The organism is Streptomyces sp. SID13726, assembly GCF_010548375.1.
GTDB lineage: Bacteria > Actinomycetota > Actinomycetes > Streptomycetales > Streptomycetaceae > Streptomyces.
On the sequence record NZ_JAAGLY010000003.1, the window covers coordinates 484,876 to 499,516 of the forward strand.

The 14,641-nt window shown below is 72.1% G+C and carries 15 protein-coding genes; 6 read left to right on the forward strand and 9 right to left on the reverse strand.

Annotated features, from left to right (window positions below):
- Nucleotides 1-11 precede the first annotated feature (11 nt).
- Nucleotides 12-806 carry an SAM-dependent methyltransferase gene (locus G3I78_RS09480; protein ID WP_164422391.1) on the forward strand — a complete coding sequence of 265 codons (795 nt, stop codon included), beginning with the start codon at nucleotides 12-14 and terminating at the stop codon, nucleotides 804-806.
- Nucleotides 807-834: 28 nt separating this feature from the next.
- On the opposite strand, the gene G3I78_RS09485 is transcribed toward G3I78_RS09480, so the two are convergent.
- The 8 genes from G3I78_RS09485 to G3I78_RS09520 all read right to left on the reverse strand — a co-directional run bounded on the left by G3I78_RS09485 (nucleotide 835) and on the right by G3I78_RS09520 (nucleotide 9,021).
- A complete protein-coding gene (locus G3I78_RS09485; protein WP_164422392.1) occupies nucleotides 835-1,524 on the reverse strand; it encodes an SDR family oxidoreductase in 690 nt (229 codons plus the stop codon).
- Nucleotides 1,521-2,393 (reverse strand): cupin domain-containing protein, encoded by an 873-nt coding sequence (locus G3I78_RS09490; RefSeq protein WP_164422393.1) that lies wholly within the window; start codon nucleotides 2,391-2,393, stop codon nucleotides 1,521-1,523. The genes G3I78_RS09485 and G3I78_RS09490 overlap by 4 nt, the downstream gene beginning before the upstream one ends.
- Nucleotides 2,390-3,736 carry an amidohydrolase family protein gene (locus tag G3I78_RS09495; RefSeq protein WP_164422394.1) on the reverse strand — a complete coding sequence of 449 codons (1,347 nt, stop codon included), beginning with the start codon at nucleotides 3,734-3,736 and terminating at the stop codon, nucleotides 2,390-2,392. The genes G3I78_RS09490 and G3I78_RS09495 overlap by 4 nt, the downstream gene beginning before the upstream one ends.
- 22 nt (nucleotides 3,737-3,758) lie before the next feature.
- Nucleotides 3,759-4,739 (reverse strand): alpha-ketoacid dehydrogenase subunit beta, encoded by a 981-nt coding sequence (locus G3I78_RS09500; protein WP_164422395.1) that lies wholly within the window; start codon nucleotides 4,737-4,739, stop codon nucleotides 3,759-3,761.
- A complete protein-coding gene (locus G3I78_RS09505) occupies nucleotides 4,727-5,704 on the reverse strand; it encodes a thiamine pyrophosphate-dependent dehydrogenase E1 component subunit alpha (protein WP_164422396.1) in 978 nt (325 codons plus the stop codon). Before G3I78_RS09505 ends, G3I78_RS09500 begins: the two co-directional genes overlap by 13 nt.
- Nucleotides 5,691-7,049: a M24 family metallopeptidase gene (locus G3I78_RS09510; protein WP_164422397.1), complete on the reverse strand. Its 1,359-nt coding sequence runs from the start codon at nucleotides 7,047-7,049 to the stop codon at nucleotides 5,691-5,693. Before G3I78_RS09510 ends, G3I78_RS09505 begins: the two co-directional genes overlap by 14 nt.
- Before the next feature lie 52 nt (nucleotides 7,050-7,101).
- Complete coding sequence (locus G3I78_RS09515; protein ID WP_343243697.1) at nucleotides 7,102-7,734, reverse strand: cupin domain-containing protein; 633 nt, start codon at nucleotides 7,732-7,734, stop codon at nucleotides 7,102-7,104.
- Nucleotides 7,735-7,875: 141 nt separating this feature from the next.
- Nucleotides 7,876-9,021, reverse strand: a complete 1,146-nt coding sequence (locus G3I78_RS09520; RefSeq protein ID WP_164422399.1) for a sensor histidine kinase — start codon at nucleotides 9,019-9,021, stop codon at nucleotides 7,876-7,878.
- Between the two features lie 160 nt (nucleotides 9,022-9,181).
- Here G3I78_RS09520 and G3I78_RS09525 point away from each other — a divergent pair, with 160 nt between their 5' ends.
- On the forward strand, nucleotides 9,182-9,550 hold the full coding sequence (locus G3I78_RS09525; RefSeq protein WP_164422400.1) for a DUF4333 domain-containing protein: 369 nt from the start codon (nucleotides 9,182-9,184) through the stop codon (nucleotides 9,548-9,550).
- A 299-nt stretch (nucleotides 9,551-9,849) separates the two neighbouring features.
- Nucleotides 9,850-10,551, forward strand: a complete 702-nt coding sequence (locus G3I78_RS09530) for a response regulator transcription factor (protein ID WP_164422403.1) — start codon at nucleotides 9,850-9,852, stop codon at nucleotides 10,549-10,551.
- A 38-nt stretch (nucleotides 10,552-10,589) separates the two neighbouring features.
- On the opposite strand, the gene G3I78_RS09535 is transcribed toward G3I78_RS09530, so the two are convergent.
- Nucleotides 10,590-11,045 carry a potassium channel family protein gene (locus G3I78_RS09535; RefSeq protein WP_164422405.1) on the reverse strand — a complete coding sequence of 152 codons (456 nt, stop codon included), beginning with the start codon at nucleotides 11,043-11,045 and terminating at the stop codon, nucleotides 10,590-10,592.
- 183 nt (nucleotides 11,046-11,228) lie between these two features.
- Between G3I78_RS09535 and G3I78_RS09540 the strand changes: the two genes are divergently transcribed.
- From G3I78_RS09540 to G3I78_RS09550, 3 genes are read left to right on the forward strand one after another with little or no spacing between them, the layout of a single operon-like run.
- The gene (locus tag G3I78_RS09540; RefSeq protein ID WP_164422407.1) at nucleotides 11,229-12,041 is read left to right on the forward strand and encodes an SAM-dependent methyltransferase; all 813 of its coding nucleotides are present in this window, start codon (nucleotides 11,229-11,231) and stop codon (nucleotides 12,039-12,041) included.
- Nucleotides 12,042-12,080: 39 nt separating this feature from the next.
- Nucleotides 12,081-13,484 carry a glutamine synthetase family protein gene (locus tag G3I78_RS09545; RefSeq protein ID WP_164422409.1) on the forward strand — a complete coding sequence of 468 codons (1,404 nt, stop codon included), beginning with the start codon at nucleotides 12,081-12,083 and terminating at the stop codon, nucleotides 13,482-13,484.
- A 2-nt stretch (nucleotides 13,485-13,486) separates the two neighbouring features.
- Entirely contained in the window at nucleotides 13,487-14,641 is a 1,155-nt protein-coding gene (locus G3I78_RS09550) for an amidohydrolase family protein (protein WP_164422411.1), read from the forward strand.

Below are 14,641 nucleotides of genomic sequence, written 5' to 3' on the forward strand. Positions count from 1 at the left end.
AGGAGCCGAGTGTGACCGGGACCGAGTCGGCCCGCCGTCGGATCGACACGAGCAGACCGCATCCTGCCCGGGTGTACGACTGGTTCCTCGGCGGCAAGGACAACTACCCCGTCGACGAGGAGCTGGGCCGGCAGATCACCGCGCGGGGTGACGCGCCCCGGCAGGCGCGGGCCAACCGCAGGTTCATGGAGCGGGCCACGCGGGTCGTCGTACGGGAGGCGGGCATCCGGCAGTTCCTCGACATCGGCTCCGGCATCCCCACCGAGCCCAACCTCCACCAGATCGCCCAGTCCGCGGTGCCGGACGCGCGCGTGGTGTACGTCGACAACGACCCGATCGTCCTCGCCCACGCCGAGGCCCTGCTGCACGGCACCCCGGAGGGGGCCACGCACTATCTCCAGGCCGACGCCCGCGAGCCGGAGCGGATCCTGCGCGGGGCCTCCGCCGTCCTGGACTTCGAGCAGCCCGTGGCCCTGTCGATGGTCGCGCTTCTGCACTTCATCGCCGCCGACGACGGCGCCCAGGAGCTGGTGGACACCCTGGTCGGGGCGCTGGCGCCGGGCAGTTGTCTGGTGCTGTCGGCGATGACGGCGGACTTCGACCCGGAGAAGGTGAACGCGGGCATCGCGGCGTACACGGCGAGCGGGGTCACGCTGGTGGCCCGCACCCACGACGAAGTGGCCCGTCTCTTCAAGGGACTCGACCTGCTGGAGCCGGGGATCGTGTCCCTGTCCCGGTGGCGTCCCGAGCAGGCGGAGGAGGGCGAGCCGATCTCGCTGTACGGCGCGGTCGGCATCAAGCGCTGAACGGCACGAAGGGCTCAGCGCCCCGGCCTCACCCCAGGAGCCATCCCCCGTCCACGCTCAACTCCACCGCGTTCACCGACCGGTTGCGCAGCAGGAAGTCCACGGCGTCCACCACGTCCGCCACGGTCGCCAGCTGCCCGGTCGGTGTCCTGGACCGCAGCCCGGCCAGCACCTCCTCCGGCTTGGCCCGCCAGTACGGGCTGTCGCCCACGACCCCGGGGTGGATCGCGTTGACGCGGACGGGGGCGAGTTCGACGGCGAGGGTGTGCATCAGCCCGGTCACCCCGGCGTTGACGGTCGCCACCGTCGTCGCCCCCGGGTAGGGCCGTTCCTTGGCCTGGCCGCCGAACAGCACGATCGCGCTGTCGTCGTGCAGCCGGGGCCAGAGGGTGTGCACGACCTCGGCGTACCCCACGAGTTTGAGGGTCACGAGGTGCACGGCCGCGTCGATGTCGTACGCGGTGACCCGGTTCTCGTCGCGGGAGATGCCCGCGATCACCAGGTGGTCCACGCGTCCCACGTCGCTCAGCGCGGCGGCGACCCCGTGCGGCTGTGCGAGGTCGAGGGCGAGACCCCGGGCGCCGATCTCCTTGGCGACGGTGTCGGTGCGGTGGGCGTCGCGCCCGGTGATCACCACCTCGTCGCCGCGTTCCGCGCGGGTCCGGGCGAACTCCCGCCCGATGCCCGAGGTTCCGCCGATCACCACCACGCCGCTCATCCGGACGCCTCCCTCAGGTAGTCCCAGTCCCGTGTGAACCGGTACGAGTGCCGCACCGGCGGCTGCGGCGCCTGCGTCTCCAGCCAACGCAGCGGTCCGTCACCGGCGTTGGCGAAGCCGTGCACACAACCGGCGCCCGCCCAGGCGCAGTCGCCGGGCCCGAGCCGGTAGCGCGTGCCGTCGAAGACCGCGTCCACCTCGCCTTCGAGGAACAGATAGGTCTCCTCGAAGGGGTGGTCGTGGGTGCCGGCGACGCCGTCCGGCGCGTACTGCACCATGAACATCGTCGAGGCGACCGCGCCGAGGTCGCCGTCGACCATCATCTTCACGGTGATCCCGCTGTAGACGAGCAGCGCGGTCCGCATGCTCGCCGACACCGCGAGCAGGTCCTGCGACTGCTTGCCGGGGTCCATCTGGGCGGGCTCGAAGTGCCCGAAGGACCGGGTGCGCGGGTCACGGACGTCGACGCGGACGGGCGGGCGCACGGGCCACGCGGGGACGGCCTGGGTGTCGTACCCGTAGCGGGCCCGCGGCACCGGCGCGAGCATGTCCGCCCAGCGGGCGACACCGTCCCCGGCGCCGCGCCAGGCGTGCGGGACCCCGGCCGGGAGGAGGCCGTAGTCGCCCTCCTCCAGCAGATACGACCCCTCGGGCACATCGAGGACCACGCTCCCGTCGAGGACGTGGAAGCTCTCCTCGTACGAGTGCACATGGGCCGCGATGATCCCGTCGGGCCGCAGCTCGCACACCCCGAAACCGGTGTGCGAGCTGCCGTCGGCCTCGCCGACCAACTCCCGTCGCCGGTAGCCGTGTTCGTCGTACGACGGCTCCGGGACGTCGGCCGCGCGGCGCACCAGGTGCAGCGTCACGCCTTGGCCTCCTTCGCGGCCAGCAGCCGGTCACGGGACTCCTCGACCAGGCGCCGGGCCCGGGCCACGTCGGCCGTGAGCCTGCCGTCGCGCTTGTGGACGACACCGTCGACGATGACGGTCTCCACGTTGGACACGTCGGCGCTCAGGGCCACGGCGGCCGCGGCGTCGTGAACGGGCGCCACGTTCAGGGCGGTTGCGTCGATCGCCACGATGTCTGCGCGCTTGCCGGGGGTCAGTGAACCGGTGCGGTCCTCCAGGCCGGCCACGTGCGCGCCGTTGCGGGTGGCGATCTCCAGCATCTGACGTGCCGTCAACATGGTATCGGGGACCGGGACATCGGCCTGCCAGCTGTCCGCGTTGACGCGGGCGCGCTCGGCGCCGAAGGCCGCGCGGATCTGGGTGAACATGTCGCCGGGCACGGTGGTGACAACGTCGATGCTGAGCGAGGGGCGCAGGCCGTGCTCGATGGCCTTCATGACCGGCGGCCAGCCGTGCCCCATCTGCGTCTCGACCTGCGGCGCGATGGAGACCGTACCGCCGCTGTCGGCGACCAGCCGCCACTCCTCCTCGCTGAGGTAGCAGCAGTGGATGTAGGTGGTGTCGGGACCGAGGAGTCCCAGGTCGTGGAGTTGCTTCACCATGCCGAAGCGGCCGGCGAGCCGTCCCATGGCCACGTGCACGGTGATCGGGATGTCCAGCTCACGGGCGAGGGCCCATTCGGAGGTGACGACGTCGTTGACGCAGAAGCCGGGGCCGCGGGTGGCGAGGGCCAGGGTGAGCAGGCCGTCGTCGGAGGAGAAGTGCTCGGAGCGGACACGGCGTACGTCGTCGCCCGGGATCGCGATCTTGCTCTCGAACCAGTAGTCGGCGAGGGAGGTGTTGGCGCTGCCGTACGCGTACTGGGCGCGGATTCCGGTCTCCTTCAGGGCCCGGATCGCCGCGTCGGGGTGCTCGGGCGTGTTGTTGATGTGGGACCAGTCGACGAGCGTGGTGATCCCGGCGTTGAGGCATTCCAGGGCGCCCGCGAGGTTCGCCGCGTAGACGTCCTCGGGGGTGTAGAGGGGGGCAAAGGTGTCGAGGATGTCGACGAAGTAGTCGTCGAGGGTGGCGTCGGGCGCCACGTTGCGGATCGAGGCCTCCCAGGTGTGGCGGTGGGTGTCGACGAAGCCGGGGATCACGATCCGGCCCGTCATGTCGAGGACTTCGGCGTCCGCGCTGATCTCGCGGTCCACCGCGACGATCTTCCCGTCCTCGATGAGCACGTCGCCCCTCGGCAGATCCCCGACGGCGGGGTCCATCGAGAGCACGTGCCCGGCACGAAGGAGTGTCCGATGGGTCATCGCGCTTCCTCCTCAGGGGTGTTCAGTACGCGGCGAGGCTCCTGACGGCCGCCACGACCTTGTCGACGGTGGGGATGACCTGTTCCTCCAGCGCGTCCGCGAAGGGCAGCGGGACGCACTCCCCCGCGATCCGGCGCAGCGGCGCGTCCAGCAGCCCGAACCCCTCGTCGGCGACGACGGAGACGAGGGTCGCGCCCCAGCCGCCCTGGTACGGGTTCTCCTCGACGGTGACGAGCCGGGAGGTCCGGCCGAGCGAGGCGAGGACGGTGGCCGTGTCCAGCGGCACCAGCGAGCGCAGGTCGACGACCTCGACGTCGATGTCCTCCTCGGCGAGCACCGAGGCGGCCTTCCGGGCGACCGGCACCATCGAGGCGAGCGCCACCAGCGTCACGTCGGCGCCCTCGCGCACGACGGCCGCGCGGCCCAGCTCGACGACGTGGCCGGGCGGCGGGGGCTCGCCCTTCGAGGCCAGCAGCCCCTTGTGCTCGAAGAACACCACCGGGTCGTCGCTGCGGATCGCGGCCGCCATCATGCCGATCACGTCGGCGGGCGTGGCGGGTGCCGCGATCTTCAGCCCGGGGACGGTCAGGGCCCAGTTCTCCGTGGCCTGCGAGTGCTGGGCACCGAAACCGAGCCCGCCGCCGTTGGCGGTGCGCACGACGAGGGGCATGGTGACCTGACCGCCCGTCATGTAACGCACCTTGGGTATCTCATTGGCGAGGTAGTCCCAACAACAGGCCAAAAAGTCCGAGAACATGATCTCCGCGACGGGCCGCATCCCGGTCATCGCGGCGCCCATCGCCGCGCCCACGATGGCCTGTTCGGAGATCGGCGTGTCCCACACCCGCTCGGGCCCGAACTCCTTGAACAGCCCGGCGGTCGTCTTGAACACCCCGCCCGCCTCGCCGATGTCCTCGCCGAGGCACACGACGGACGCGTCCCGCCGCATCTCCCGGGCGATGCCCTCGGCCACGGCCTCGCGATAGGTGATCACGTCCGCCATGCGGCACCTCCGTCGGCCCATACGTCGGTGAACGCCTCGCGGGGATCGGGGGGCGGCGCGTTCTTCGCGGCCTCGATCGCCTCCTGTACGACCGTCCGCACGCGAGCGTCGGCCGCGGTGAGCGTCTCCTCGGCCACACCGGCCTCGACCAGCCGGCCCCGCGCGAGGTCCAACGGGTCGTGCTTGAGCCAGCGTTCGACCTCCTCGGCCGGACGGTAGGTCGCCGGGTCGGCCCTGCTGTGACCGAAGTGGCGGTAGGTCTCGGCCTCCAGAACAGCGGGCCCGTCTCCGGCCCGGGCCCGCCGCGCCAGCCGTGCCACCGCCTCCTGGACCAGGACGACGTCGTTGCCGTCGACGACCTCGCCGGGGATGCCGTACGCGGGCGCCCGGTCGGCCGCCGGGCGGGGTACCGAGGTGACGGCGGCGATCGGCGTGTACTCCATGTACAGGTTGTTCTCGCAGACGAACAGCACGGGCAGCTTCCATACGGCGGCCAGGTTCAGGGCCTCGTGGAAGGCGCCGATGTTGGTGGCGCCGTCGCCGAAGAAGGCGACCGCGAGCTGTCCGGTGCCGCGCAGTTTCGCGGACCAGGCGGCGCCGACCGCCATCGGGAGGTGGGCGCCGACGATGGCGTAGGAGCCGAGCATGAACGCGTCGGCCTTGGTGAGGTGCATGGAGCCGCCCTTGGCCTTGCACAACCCCGTTGCCCTGCTCATGAGTTCGGCGAGGCACTCCTCGGGGGTGGCGCCCCTGGCCATCGCGTGGTGGTGGCCCCGGTAGGTGGCGAAGACGTAGTCGTCGTCGCGCAGGGCGGCGCTCGCGCCGACGGCGACGGCCTCGTGACCGGCGGCGAGATGGGTGGTGCCCTTGACCAGGCCCTGGAGGAACAGGTCGTGGGCGGCCTTCTCGGTACGGCGGATGAGGGCCATCTGCTCGTACCGGGCGAGGAGTTCAGCGCTGTCCATCGGCGGTCCCCCGGTGTCCGTCCGCGGTCCCCGTGTTGAGGTGGGACTGCGCCTCCCGGGCGGTGTTCAGCTCGCCGCCGACCGTCCAGTACTTGCGGCCCGCCACCAGGAGTTCCTCGGCAGGGAACTTGGTGATGACCTCGCAGCCGTCGGCGGTGACGACCAGCTCCTCCTCGATCCGGGCGGCGGACCAGCCGTCGGCGGCGGGCCAGTAGGTCTCCAGGGCGAACACCATGCCCGCTTCGAGGACTTCGGGGTGGTCGAGGGAGACCAGTCGGCTGAAGATGGGCTTCTCCCAGATCGACAGGCCCACCCCGTGGCCGTACTGGAGGGCGAACGCGGCGGTTTCGTCGGCGAAGCCGAACTCCTCAGCGCGCGGCCACACCTGGACGATGTCGGCGGTGGTGGCGCCCGGCCGGACCAGGGAGATCGCCTCGTCCATGTACTCACGGCAGCGGACGTACGCGTCCCGTTGCGCGCGGGAGGCGCTGCCGACGGCGAACGTGCGGTAGTAGCAGGTGCGGTAGCCGAGATGGCTGTGCAGGATGTCGAAGAAGGCGGGGTCGCCGGGGCGGATCAGGCGGTCGCTGTAGACGTGCGGGTGGGGTGAACAGCGTTCCCCCGAGATGGCGTTGACGCCTTCGACGTACTCGCTGCCGAGATCGTAGAGGACCTTGCTGACCAGGCCGACGCACTCGTTCTCGCGGACTCCGGGGCGGAGGTAGCCGTACAGCTCCTCGTAGGCCGCGTCGACCATCGCGCAGGCCTGGGCGAGCAGGGAGATCTCGTCGCCGGTCTTGATGCGGCGGGCCTCCAGGAAGACCTGCTGGCCGTCGACCACGTCGATGCCCTCGGCGCGCAGGGCGGCGAGGACCGGCATCTCGGCGACGTCGATGCCGAGGGGTTCGCCGGCCAGGCCGTGGGCGCGGAGTTCGCCGGCGATCTTCCTGGCGACGTCCTCGGCGATCCCGGCGTCCGGGTGGAAGGCGCCGCGCAGGGTGGAGATGCCGGCGCGGGCTCCGGTGGGCGGGCCGTCCTTGCCGTCGCTGTAGTCGAGCCACGGGTTGTAGAGCTGGTGATGGCGGGCCGCGGAACCGAAGTCCCAGACGATCGGCTCGCCGCCGCGGACCAGCAGGGCGAAGCGGATCAGCTTGTCCATCGCCCAGGTGCCGATGTGCGTGGCGGTCATGTAGCGGATGTTGGCGAAGTCGAAGCTGAGCACCGCGCCCAGCTCTGAACGGTTCAGCGTGTCGTGGAGCCGGGCCAGCCGCTGCCTGCGCAGCCGGTCCAGGTCGACGCGCTCTTCCCAGTCGACGGCATTGGGGCCGTAAGTGCGGATCGCCATCGCGACCACCCCCACCTTCGAGTCAACGACCGTCCGGAGAGCGTGTCAAGTGTCACTGAACACTTTGGCCGGACACGAACCAGACGCCCACGGCCGGTTCCTCGCCGTCGTTGCGGTAGCGGTGCGGGATCGTGCACTCGAAGGAGACCGCGTCGCCGGGGCGCAGGACGTGCTCGTCGAAGCCCAGGGTGAGGACGAGTTCGCCGGAGGTCAGACAGCCGTACTCGGTGCCGGCGTGCCGCATCAGGCCGCCCGAGGTGGAGGAGGAGCCGCCGGGCCGGTAGGTGACGAGCAGGAAGTCGACGTCCGCGCCGGGGACATGTCCGAGGCGCTCCCACACCACGCCCGAGTCCAGCTCCAGCACCTCCCGCTCACCGGGTGTGACCAGGGGTCCGATGCGTCTGCCGGGGTCGGCCGCGAAGGCCGCCAGGGCGTGCACGACCTGGGCCGGACTCGCCGCCGCGGCGGTCTCCCGCACCTCGAAGAGGGATTCGACGGAGATGCCGAGTGCGGTGGTGATGCCGTACAGCGTGCTCACCGACGGCTGGCTCTTGCCGGTCTCGATCTGGGAGACCAGGCTCGCGGAGACGCCGACCTCGCGGGCCAGGGCGCGCAGGCTCAGGCCGCGCTCCAGACGCGCCTGCCGAATGCGGGTGCCGACGGACGGCACGGGGGCGGGGGACACGGGCGGGCTCCTCTCCTGTGCAGTGCCATTGAACATCCCGGGCCCCACCCGGGGAAAGGGCACCCTCGTCATCCGGGAAGGACCGCCCACCTCGTCCAGGGAAGCCAGGGAAGCCAGGGAAGCCGGGAAGGACCGCCCACGTCACCCCGGGAAGACCGCCCGCACCTCCCACCCGTACCCGGCCCGCGGCCCCGCGTGCAGTTCCCCGCCCAGGGCCGTCACCCGCTCCTTCAATCCGACGAGGCCGAAGCCGCCCCCGTGCGCCGCCGCGGGCAACTGGCTGCCGCCGCGTCCGTCGTCGGAGACGGAGACCTCCAGGCGGGCCCGCCCGTAGCGCAGCCCGACGGTGACCTCGGTCGCGTCGCCCGCGTGCCGCCGTACGTTGGTCAGGGCCTCCTGCACCACCCGGAAGGCGGCCGCCTGGACCTCGTGCGGAAGGTCGCCCGGGACATCCGCCTCGCGGTGCAGGACGGCCTTCTGGATCGGGGTCGTGAAGCCGTCGACGAGTCCGGCGATGCCCACGAGGTCGCCCACCGGGCGGCGGTCGGCCGCTTCGTCGGTGTCGCGCAGCACGCCGACCGTGCGGCGCATCGAGGCGAGGGCCTCGGTCGCGGCCCGCTCGATCCCGGCGAGCACGGGGTCGAGATCGTCGCGCCCGGAGTCCGTCATCATGCGGGCCATCTGGGTCTGCACCAGGATGCCGGTGACATGGTGGGCGACGAAGTCGTGCAGGTCGGCGGCGATGGCGAGGCGCTCGGAGCGCCGGGTCTCGCTGACGGCGACGGTCCGCCGGTAGTCCTGCGAGCGCAGATACGCGGCGAACGCCACGGTCAGGCCGACCAGGACGAGCCCGATCAGCATGAACCCCAGCATGGTGTCGTGCTGGCTGAGGAACGGCCGTACCGGAAGCGCCAGCACGGCGGCCCCGTCGAGGGCGGCGCACGCCACGACCCAGTTGCGCGGACAGTGCCGTACGGCCACGAACAGCAGGCACAGGAGGATCAGCAGCTCGCCCGGGCCGAACAGGATGCCGGTGCGGACCACCGAGTCCAGCGTGCACACGAGGGAGAGCGCGGCCGGCAGGGCGGTGCGCAGCTGCGGGGTGAGCCGAGCGGGGCGCCGGGCAGCCGGCCACAGGACGGCGGCCCCGCCGAGCAGCAGGGTGGCGGCCAGCGACCAGGAGGGGCCGTCGGCCGCGTTCGCGTAGGCCACGTCGACGACGACGGCCGCGAACAGCGCACCGATACCGGCGCCGACCGCGCAGCCCCGGGCAGAAACGGACTTCATGCAGTTCACGGTATGCGCGACCGCCGTCCGCTGGATCGGCCGAACGGTCGAGGCACCGCCGTGTCGGGTCCGCGGGCCGTGGCCGTTCGGCCGAGGCGGGCGCCCGGGGCCGCGGGCGAGAGTGGAGTCACTTCCTCCCCCTTGCCCTCAGGAGTACGCGATGCCCAGCAAGTACCTCGTCAGCACCGTCGGCGGACTGGCCGGAGCGGCCGTCGTCTTCGGGCTCGGCACCCACTTCCTGGCCGGCACCGAGTCGACCACCGCGCTGGACACGCACAGCACCGCGTCCGTCGGCGGTCACAAGGCGCTCGCCGCGTACGTCGTCGAGGGCCGGACCGAGAGCAAGTACAACCCGCTGCCCTGGGTCGGCGTGCAGGTCTCGGACGTCACGTGCCCGACCGGCCTCAAGGCCGTCGCCGGGGCCAGTGTCACCTGCACCGGCAAGAAGCGGGACGGCGGGTCCGTGGACATCCCCGTCTCCGTGGTCAAGGCCTCGGACACATCGGTCACCTGGAAGTTCGACCGCTAGAGCCGATCCGGCGGATCATGCCGACGTCGCGGGGCAGACGCGCGCTCCCCCGCCGCCCCAAAGGCCCGGGGGCCCGGCAGCGTTGTCGGTAACTGGCCGACTGCGCCATGCTCGACTCGACCTCGCACCGGAGGGCCTCATCGCGTCGCCCGCCGCGGAGCGGCTGACGTCGGAGCCTCCTCCGCCCGGCAGCTGCCCGCACCGGACCCCGCTCACCCGCGCTGACAATCACCGGTTGCCCGAAGTCGGCCCGACCCGGCGGAGCCACCGCACCCCCACCCCTGAGGCATGATCGACCCATGACGAGCCCCACCTCCCCGGCCGCGCCGATCCGTGTGCTGATCGCCGACGACCAGGACATGGTCCGTACCGGCTTCCGGTTCTTCCTGGACGCGCAGCCCGACATGACCGTGGTCGCCGAGGCGGCCGACGGGGAGACGGCGGTGCGGCTGGCCCGGGAGGTCCGTCCGGACGTGTGTCTGCTGGACATCCGCATGCCGAAACTGGACGGGCTGGAGGCGACGCGGCTGCTCGCGGGGCCGGATGTCGCCGATCCGATGCGGGTGGTCGTGGTGACCACCTTCGACCTCGACGAGTACGTCTACGGCGCCCTGCGCGGCGGCGCCTGCGGGTTCCTGCTCAAGGACTCAGGCCCCACGCTCCTCGCCGAGGCGGTCCGCGCCGCCGCGGCCGGTGACTCGCTGGTCTCCCCCTCGGTCACGGTCCGCCTGCTCCGGCACGTCACGGCGGAGCCGACCCCGGAGCCGGTCGTCGCGGCCCGCCCCGCGCCCGCCACCGAGCCCCTCACCGACCGTGAGCTCGACGTGGTCCGCCTGGTCGCCCTGGGCCGCACGAACGCGGAGATCGCCGCCGAGCTGTACGTCTCCCTCTCCACGGTGAAGACCCACCTCTCCAGCGTCCAGCTCAAGCTCGCCGCCCGGAACCGCGTGGAGATCGCGGCCTGGGCCTGGCAGTACGGACACGCCCAGCCGGAGAGCTGAGACGCCCCTCAAGTCACGCCCCCAAGGCACGAGGCGGGTCAGCCCTTCTTCCGCCCCGCCTCCAGCAGCTCCTCCAGCCGGTCGAAGCGCTCGTGCAGGGCGTGCACCGTCTCGGCGCCCACCTCGTGCAGCCCGTGGCGCCGCTTCCGCTCCCGCCCCACGAACCAGGTGGCGAGGGCCGCCGTGACCATGCCGTACGTCGTGATGCCCACGACCATGACCACCGTGCCGACCGCCCGGCCCCACCAGGTCACCGGGTAGAAGTCGCCGTAGCCGACGGTCGTCGCCGTCTCGACCGACCACCACAGCGCCTTCGGGTACGAGGTCAGATTGGCGCCCCGCGCCCCGTCCTCGGCGCCGACCACCGCCCAGGAGCCGAGGAGCATCACGACGAGCAGGACGGCCGTGGCGGCGCCCGCGGCCTTCAGATGGAGCGAGCGTCCCTCCCGGCCGAGCAGCAACCCGACGGTCCTGGCGAGGAATCCGGGCAGCATGCTCACTCCTCGCGCTCAGGGGGTCGTATCGGGCCAGTGTCACCAGCGGAACTCGGGGCAGCATCCCGGACGGGGCGTTCGAGTCGCCGTTTCCGGGGACAAGCTGATCATCGGACGGCACAATGGCGGCAACGGCCGCAGGTACGAGCGGCAACGGCCGCAGGCGCGAGAAGGAGCACAGCAGTGAGCGAGAGCCACACCCCGTCGGGTCCGTCGGCGAGGCTGAACACCGGTGTGGCGCACAACGCGCGCGTGTGGAACTACTGGATCGGCGGCAAGGACAACTACGAGGTCGACCAGCGGGTCGGCGACCAGGTGGCCGGGATGTTCCCGATCATCCGGGACGTCGCCCGCGCGGACCGCTGGTTCCTGGGCCGCTCCGTGCGCTACCTCGCCGAGGAGCGGGGCATCCGGCAGTTCCTCGACATCGGCACCGGACTGCCGACGGTGGACAACACCCACGAGATCGCCCAGCGCATCGCGCCCGACGCCCGGATCGTCTACGTCGACAACGACCCGATCGTGCTGGTCCACGCCCGCACCCTGCTGACCAGCACCCACGAGGGCACGACCGACTACATCGACGCCGACGTCCACGACCCGGCCGCGATCCTCGAACGCGCCGCCGGCACCCTCGACTTCGACAAGCCGGTCGCCGTGATGATGCTCGGCATCCTGAACTTCGTCCTGGACACCGACGAGGCCCGCCGGATCGCGCGCGAGGTCATGGCCTCGATGCCGGCCGGCAGCCATCTCGCCCTGACGCACCCCACGTACGACGCCGACCTGGGCGGCGAGGGCAACATCCCGGCGATGGAGTTCTGGAACGCCAACGCCACTCCGCCGATCACGGCCCGCAGCGGCGCCGACATCGCCACGTTCTTCGAGGGACTCGAGATCCTCGAACCCGGCCTGGTGTCCTGCTCGCGGTGGCGGGCCGAGGCCGACTCCCCGGCCGTGGTACCGCAGTTCGGCGCGGTGGCCGTGAAAGCCTGACGCGGGATCCGAACCAGCGAAGCCCGTCGTGGAGGACGTATGACCACCCTTGCCGACCCCGTCCCCGGCGGCCGTCCCGGTGACGTGGACCGGGCCACCGTGCTCACCCAGGAGCTGTTCGAGAAGGGCGTGCACGGCGTGGTCCTGGCCTACGTCGACACCGCGGGCATCTGCCGGGTGAAGACGGTCCCGACGGCGAAGCTGCCGTCGGCTGCGGCCTGGGGCGTGGGCATGTCCCCGGTGTTCGACACCTTCCTGGCGAACGACTCCATCGTCACCACCGACAAGCTGGGCTCCCCCGACGGCGATCTGCGGCTGTACCCCGACCTGGACCGGCTGGTGGCACTGGCCGCGCAGCCCGGCTGGGCGTGGGTGCCGGTCGACCGGATCACGCAGGAGGGCGCCCGGCATCCGGGCTGCTCCCGCACGGTCCTGCGGCGGATCGTCGCCGAGACCGCCGAGCGGCACGGCATCACCTTCAAGGCGGGTGTCGAGATCGAGTGGGCGGTGGGCCGGGGCCCGGTGGCCGACGGCGAGTTCGTGCCCGCGGTGTCGGGTCCGGCGTACGGCGCCACCCGCCAGGTCGAGCTCAGCGAGTACACGGCCGACCTGCTGGCGGCCTGCGCCGAGCAGGGCATCGAGGTGGAGCAGCTCCATCCCGAGTACGCGGCCGGGCAGTTCGAGATCTCGACGAGCGCCCTGGACCCGGTGGCGGCGGCCGACGTCAGCGTGCTCGTACGGCAGACGATCCGGGCGGTGGCCCAGCGGCACGGCCTGGTCGTCTCCTTCTCCCCGTCGGTCTTCGCCGAGGGCGTCGGCAACGGCGGCCATCTCCATCTCTCCGCCTGGCGCGACGGCGTGAACCTCCACTCCGGCGGCAAGGGCCGCTACGGCATGACGCCCTACGCCGAGTCGTTCGTGGCCGGTGTCCTCGCCCACCTCCACGCCCTCGCGGCGCTCACCGCGCCGAGCCCGGCCAGCTATCTGCGCCTCAAACCCTCCCAGTGGGCCGGGGTGTTCACCGCCTGGGGCCGGGAGACCCGGGAGGCGGCCGTCCGGATCGTCACCGGCACCGCGGGCCTGACCGAGAGCGCCGCGAACATCGAGCTGAAGCCGGTCGACCTGGCCGCCAACCCGTATCTCGCGCTGACCGGTCTGATCGCCGCCGGGCTGGACGGTCTGACCTCGTCCCTGGAGCTACCCGAGGAGATCACCGGGGACCCGGCCCTGCTCGCCCCCGACGAGGCCGCCGCCGCGGGGGTGCGCCGGCTGCCGACCTCCCTCTCCCAGGCGGTCAGGGCGTTCCGCGCCGACGAACGGCTGCGGACCGCGCTGGGTCCGGTCCTCGCCGACGCCGTGGTCGCCGTGCGCTTCGGCGAGGTCGACTCGGTGGCCGACCTGGACGACGAGCGAATCGCGGCGGCGTACCGCTGGAAGTACTGAGCATGAGCGGACGCGTCCAGGAGGCACTCGCCGCCGCCCGGCTGGTGGACCACCACTGCCACGGGGTCGTCACCGACGGCCTCGACCGGGCGGACTTCGAGTCGTTGATCACCGAGGGTGCGGTCTGGCCCGGCGTCTCGCCCTTCGACAGCCCGGTCGGTGTGGCGGTCCGCCGCCACTGCGCGCCCCTGCTGGACCTGCCCCGTCACGCGCCGCCGGAGGACTATCTCGCCCGCCGCGCCGAGCTCGGCCCCCAGGAGGTCAACCGCCGCTTCCTGAGGGCCGCGGGCACGGACGTGTTCTGCGTGGACACCGGGTACGCGCCGGAACGTCTCACCACTCCCGCGGAGTTGGCCGGGAGTGCGGGCGGGACGGCGTACGAGATCGTGCGGCTGGAGACCGTCGCGGAGGCGGTGGCCGCGCGGGGCGTGGAGCCGGACGCCTACGCGGACGTGTTCCGCGCCGCCTGTCTGGAGGCCGTGGGCCGTCCGGGCGTGGTCGGCGTGAAGTCGGTGGCGGCCTACCGCACCGGCTTCGACCTGGACCCGGCCCGTCCGGCGGACGCGGAGGTCACCCGTGCCGCCGCCGGCTGGCTGGCCCGCGGCGGCCGGCTGGCCGATCCGGTTCTCGTACGGCACCTGCTGTGGACCGCCGTCGACCTGGGCCTGCCGCTCCAGCTGCACACCGGGTTCGGGGACAGTGACATCCGGATGCACCGCGTGGACCCGACCCACCTCACGGACTGGCTGCACCTGACCGCGGGCACCGTCCCGGTCCTGCTGCTGCACTGCTGGCCGTACCAAAGGCAGGCCGCCTATCTGGCCGCGGTGTTCGAGCAGGTGTACCTGGACGTGGGCCTCGCGCTGCACTACGTCGGCCCCGCGCGGTCCCGGGCAGTCCTGGCGGAGGCGCTGGAGATCACGCCGTTCCGCAAGCTGTTGTACAGCTCCGACGCCTACGGAGTGGCCGAGTTCCATCTGCTGGGCGCGCTGTCCTTCCGGCAGGGCCTCGGCGCCCTGCTCCAGGAGCGGGTGGCCGCCGACGAGCTGAGCCTGCCCGACGCCTTGCGCATCGCGGCCTGGACGAGCGGGGACAACGCCCGCCGCCTCTACGGACTTCCTGCCCCGGCCCCCGTCCCACCAGGCGAGCGCGACTGA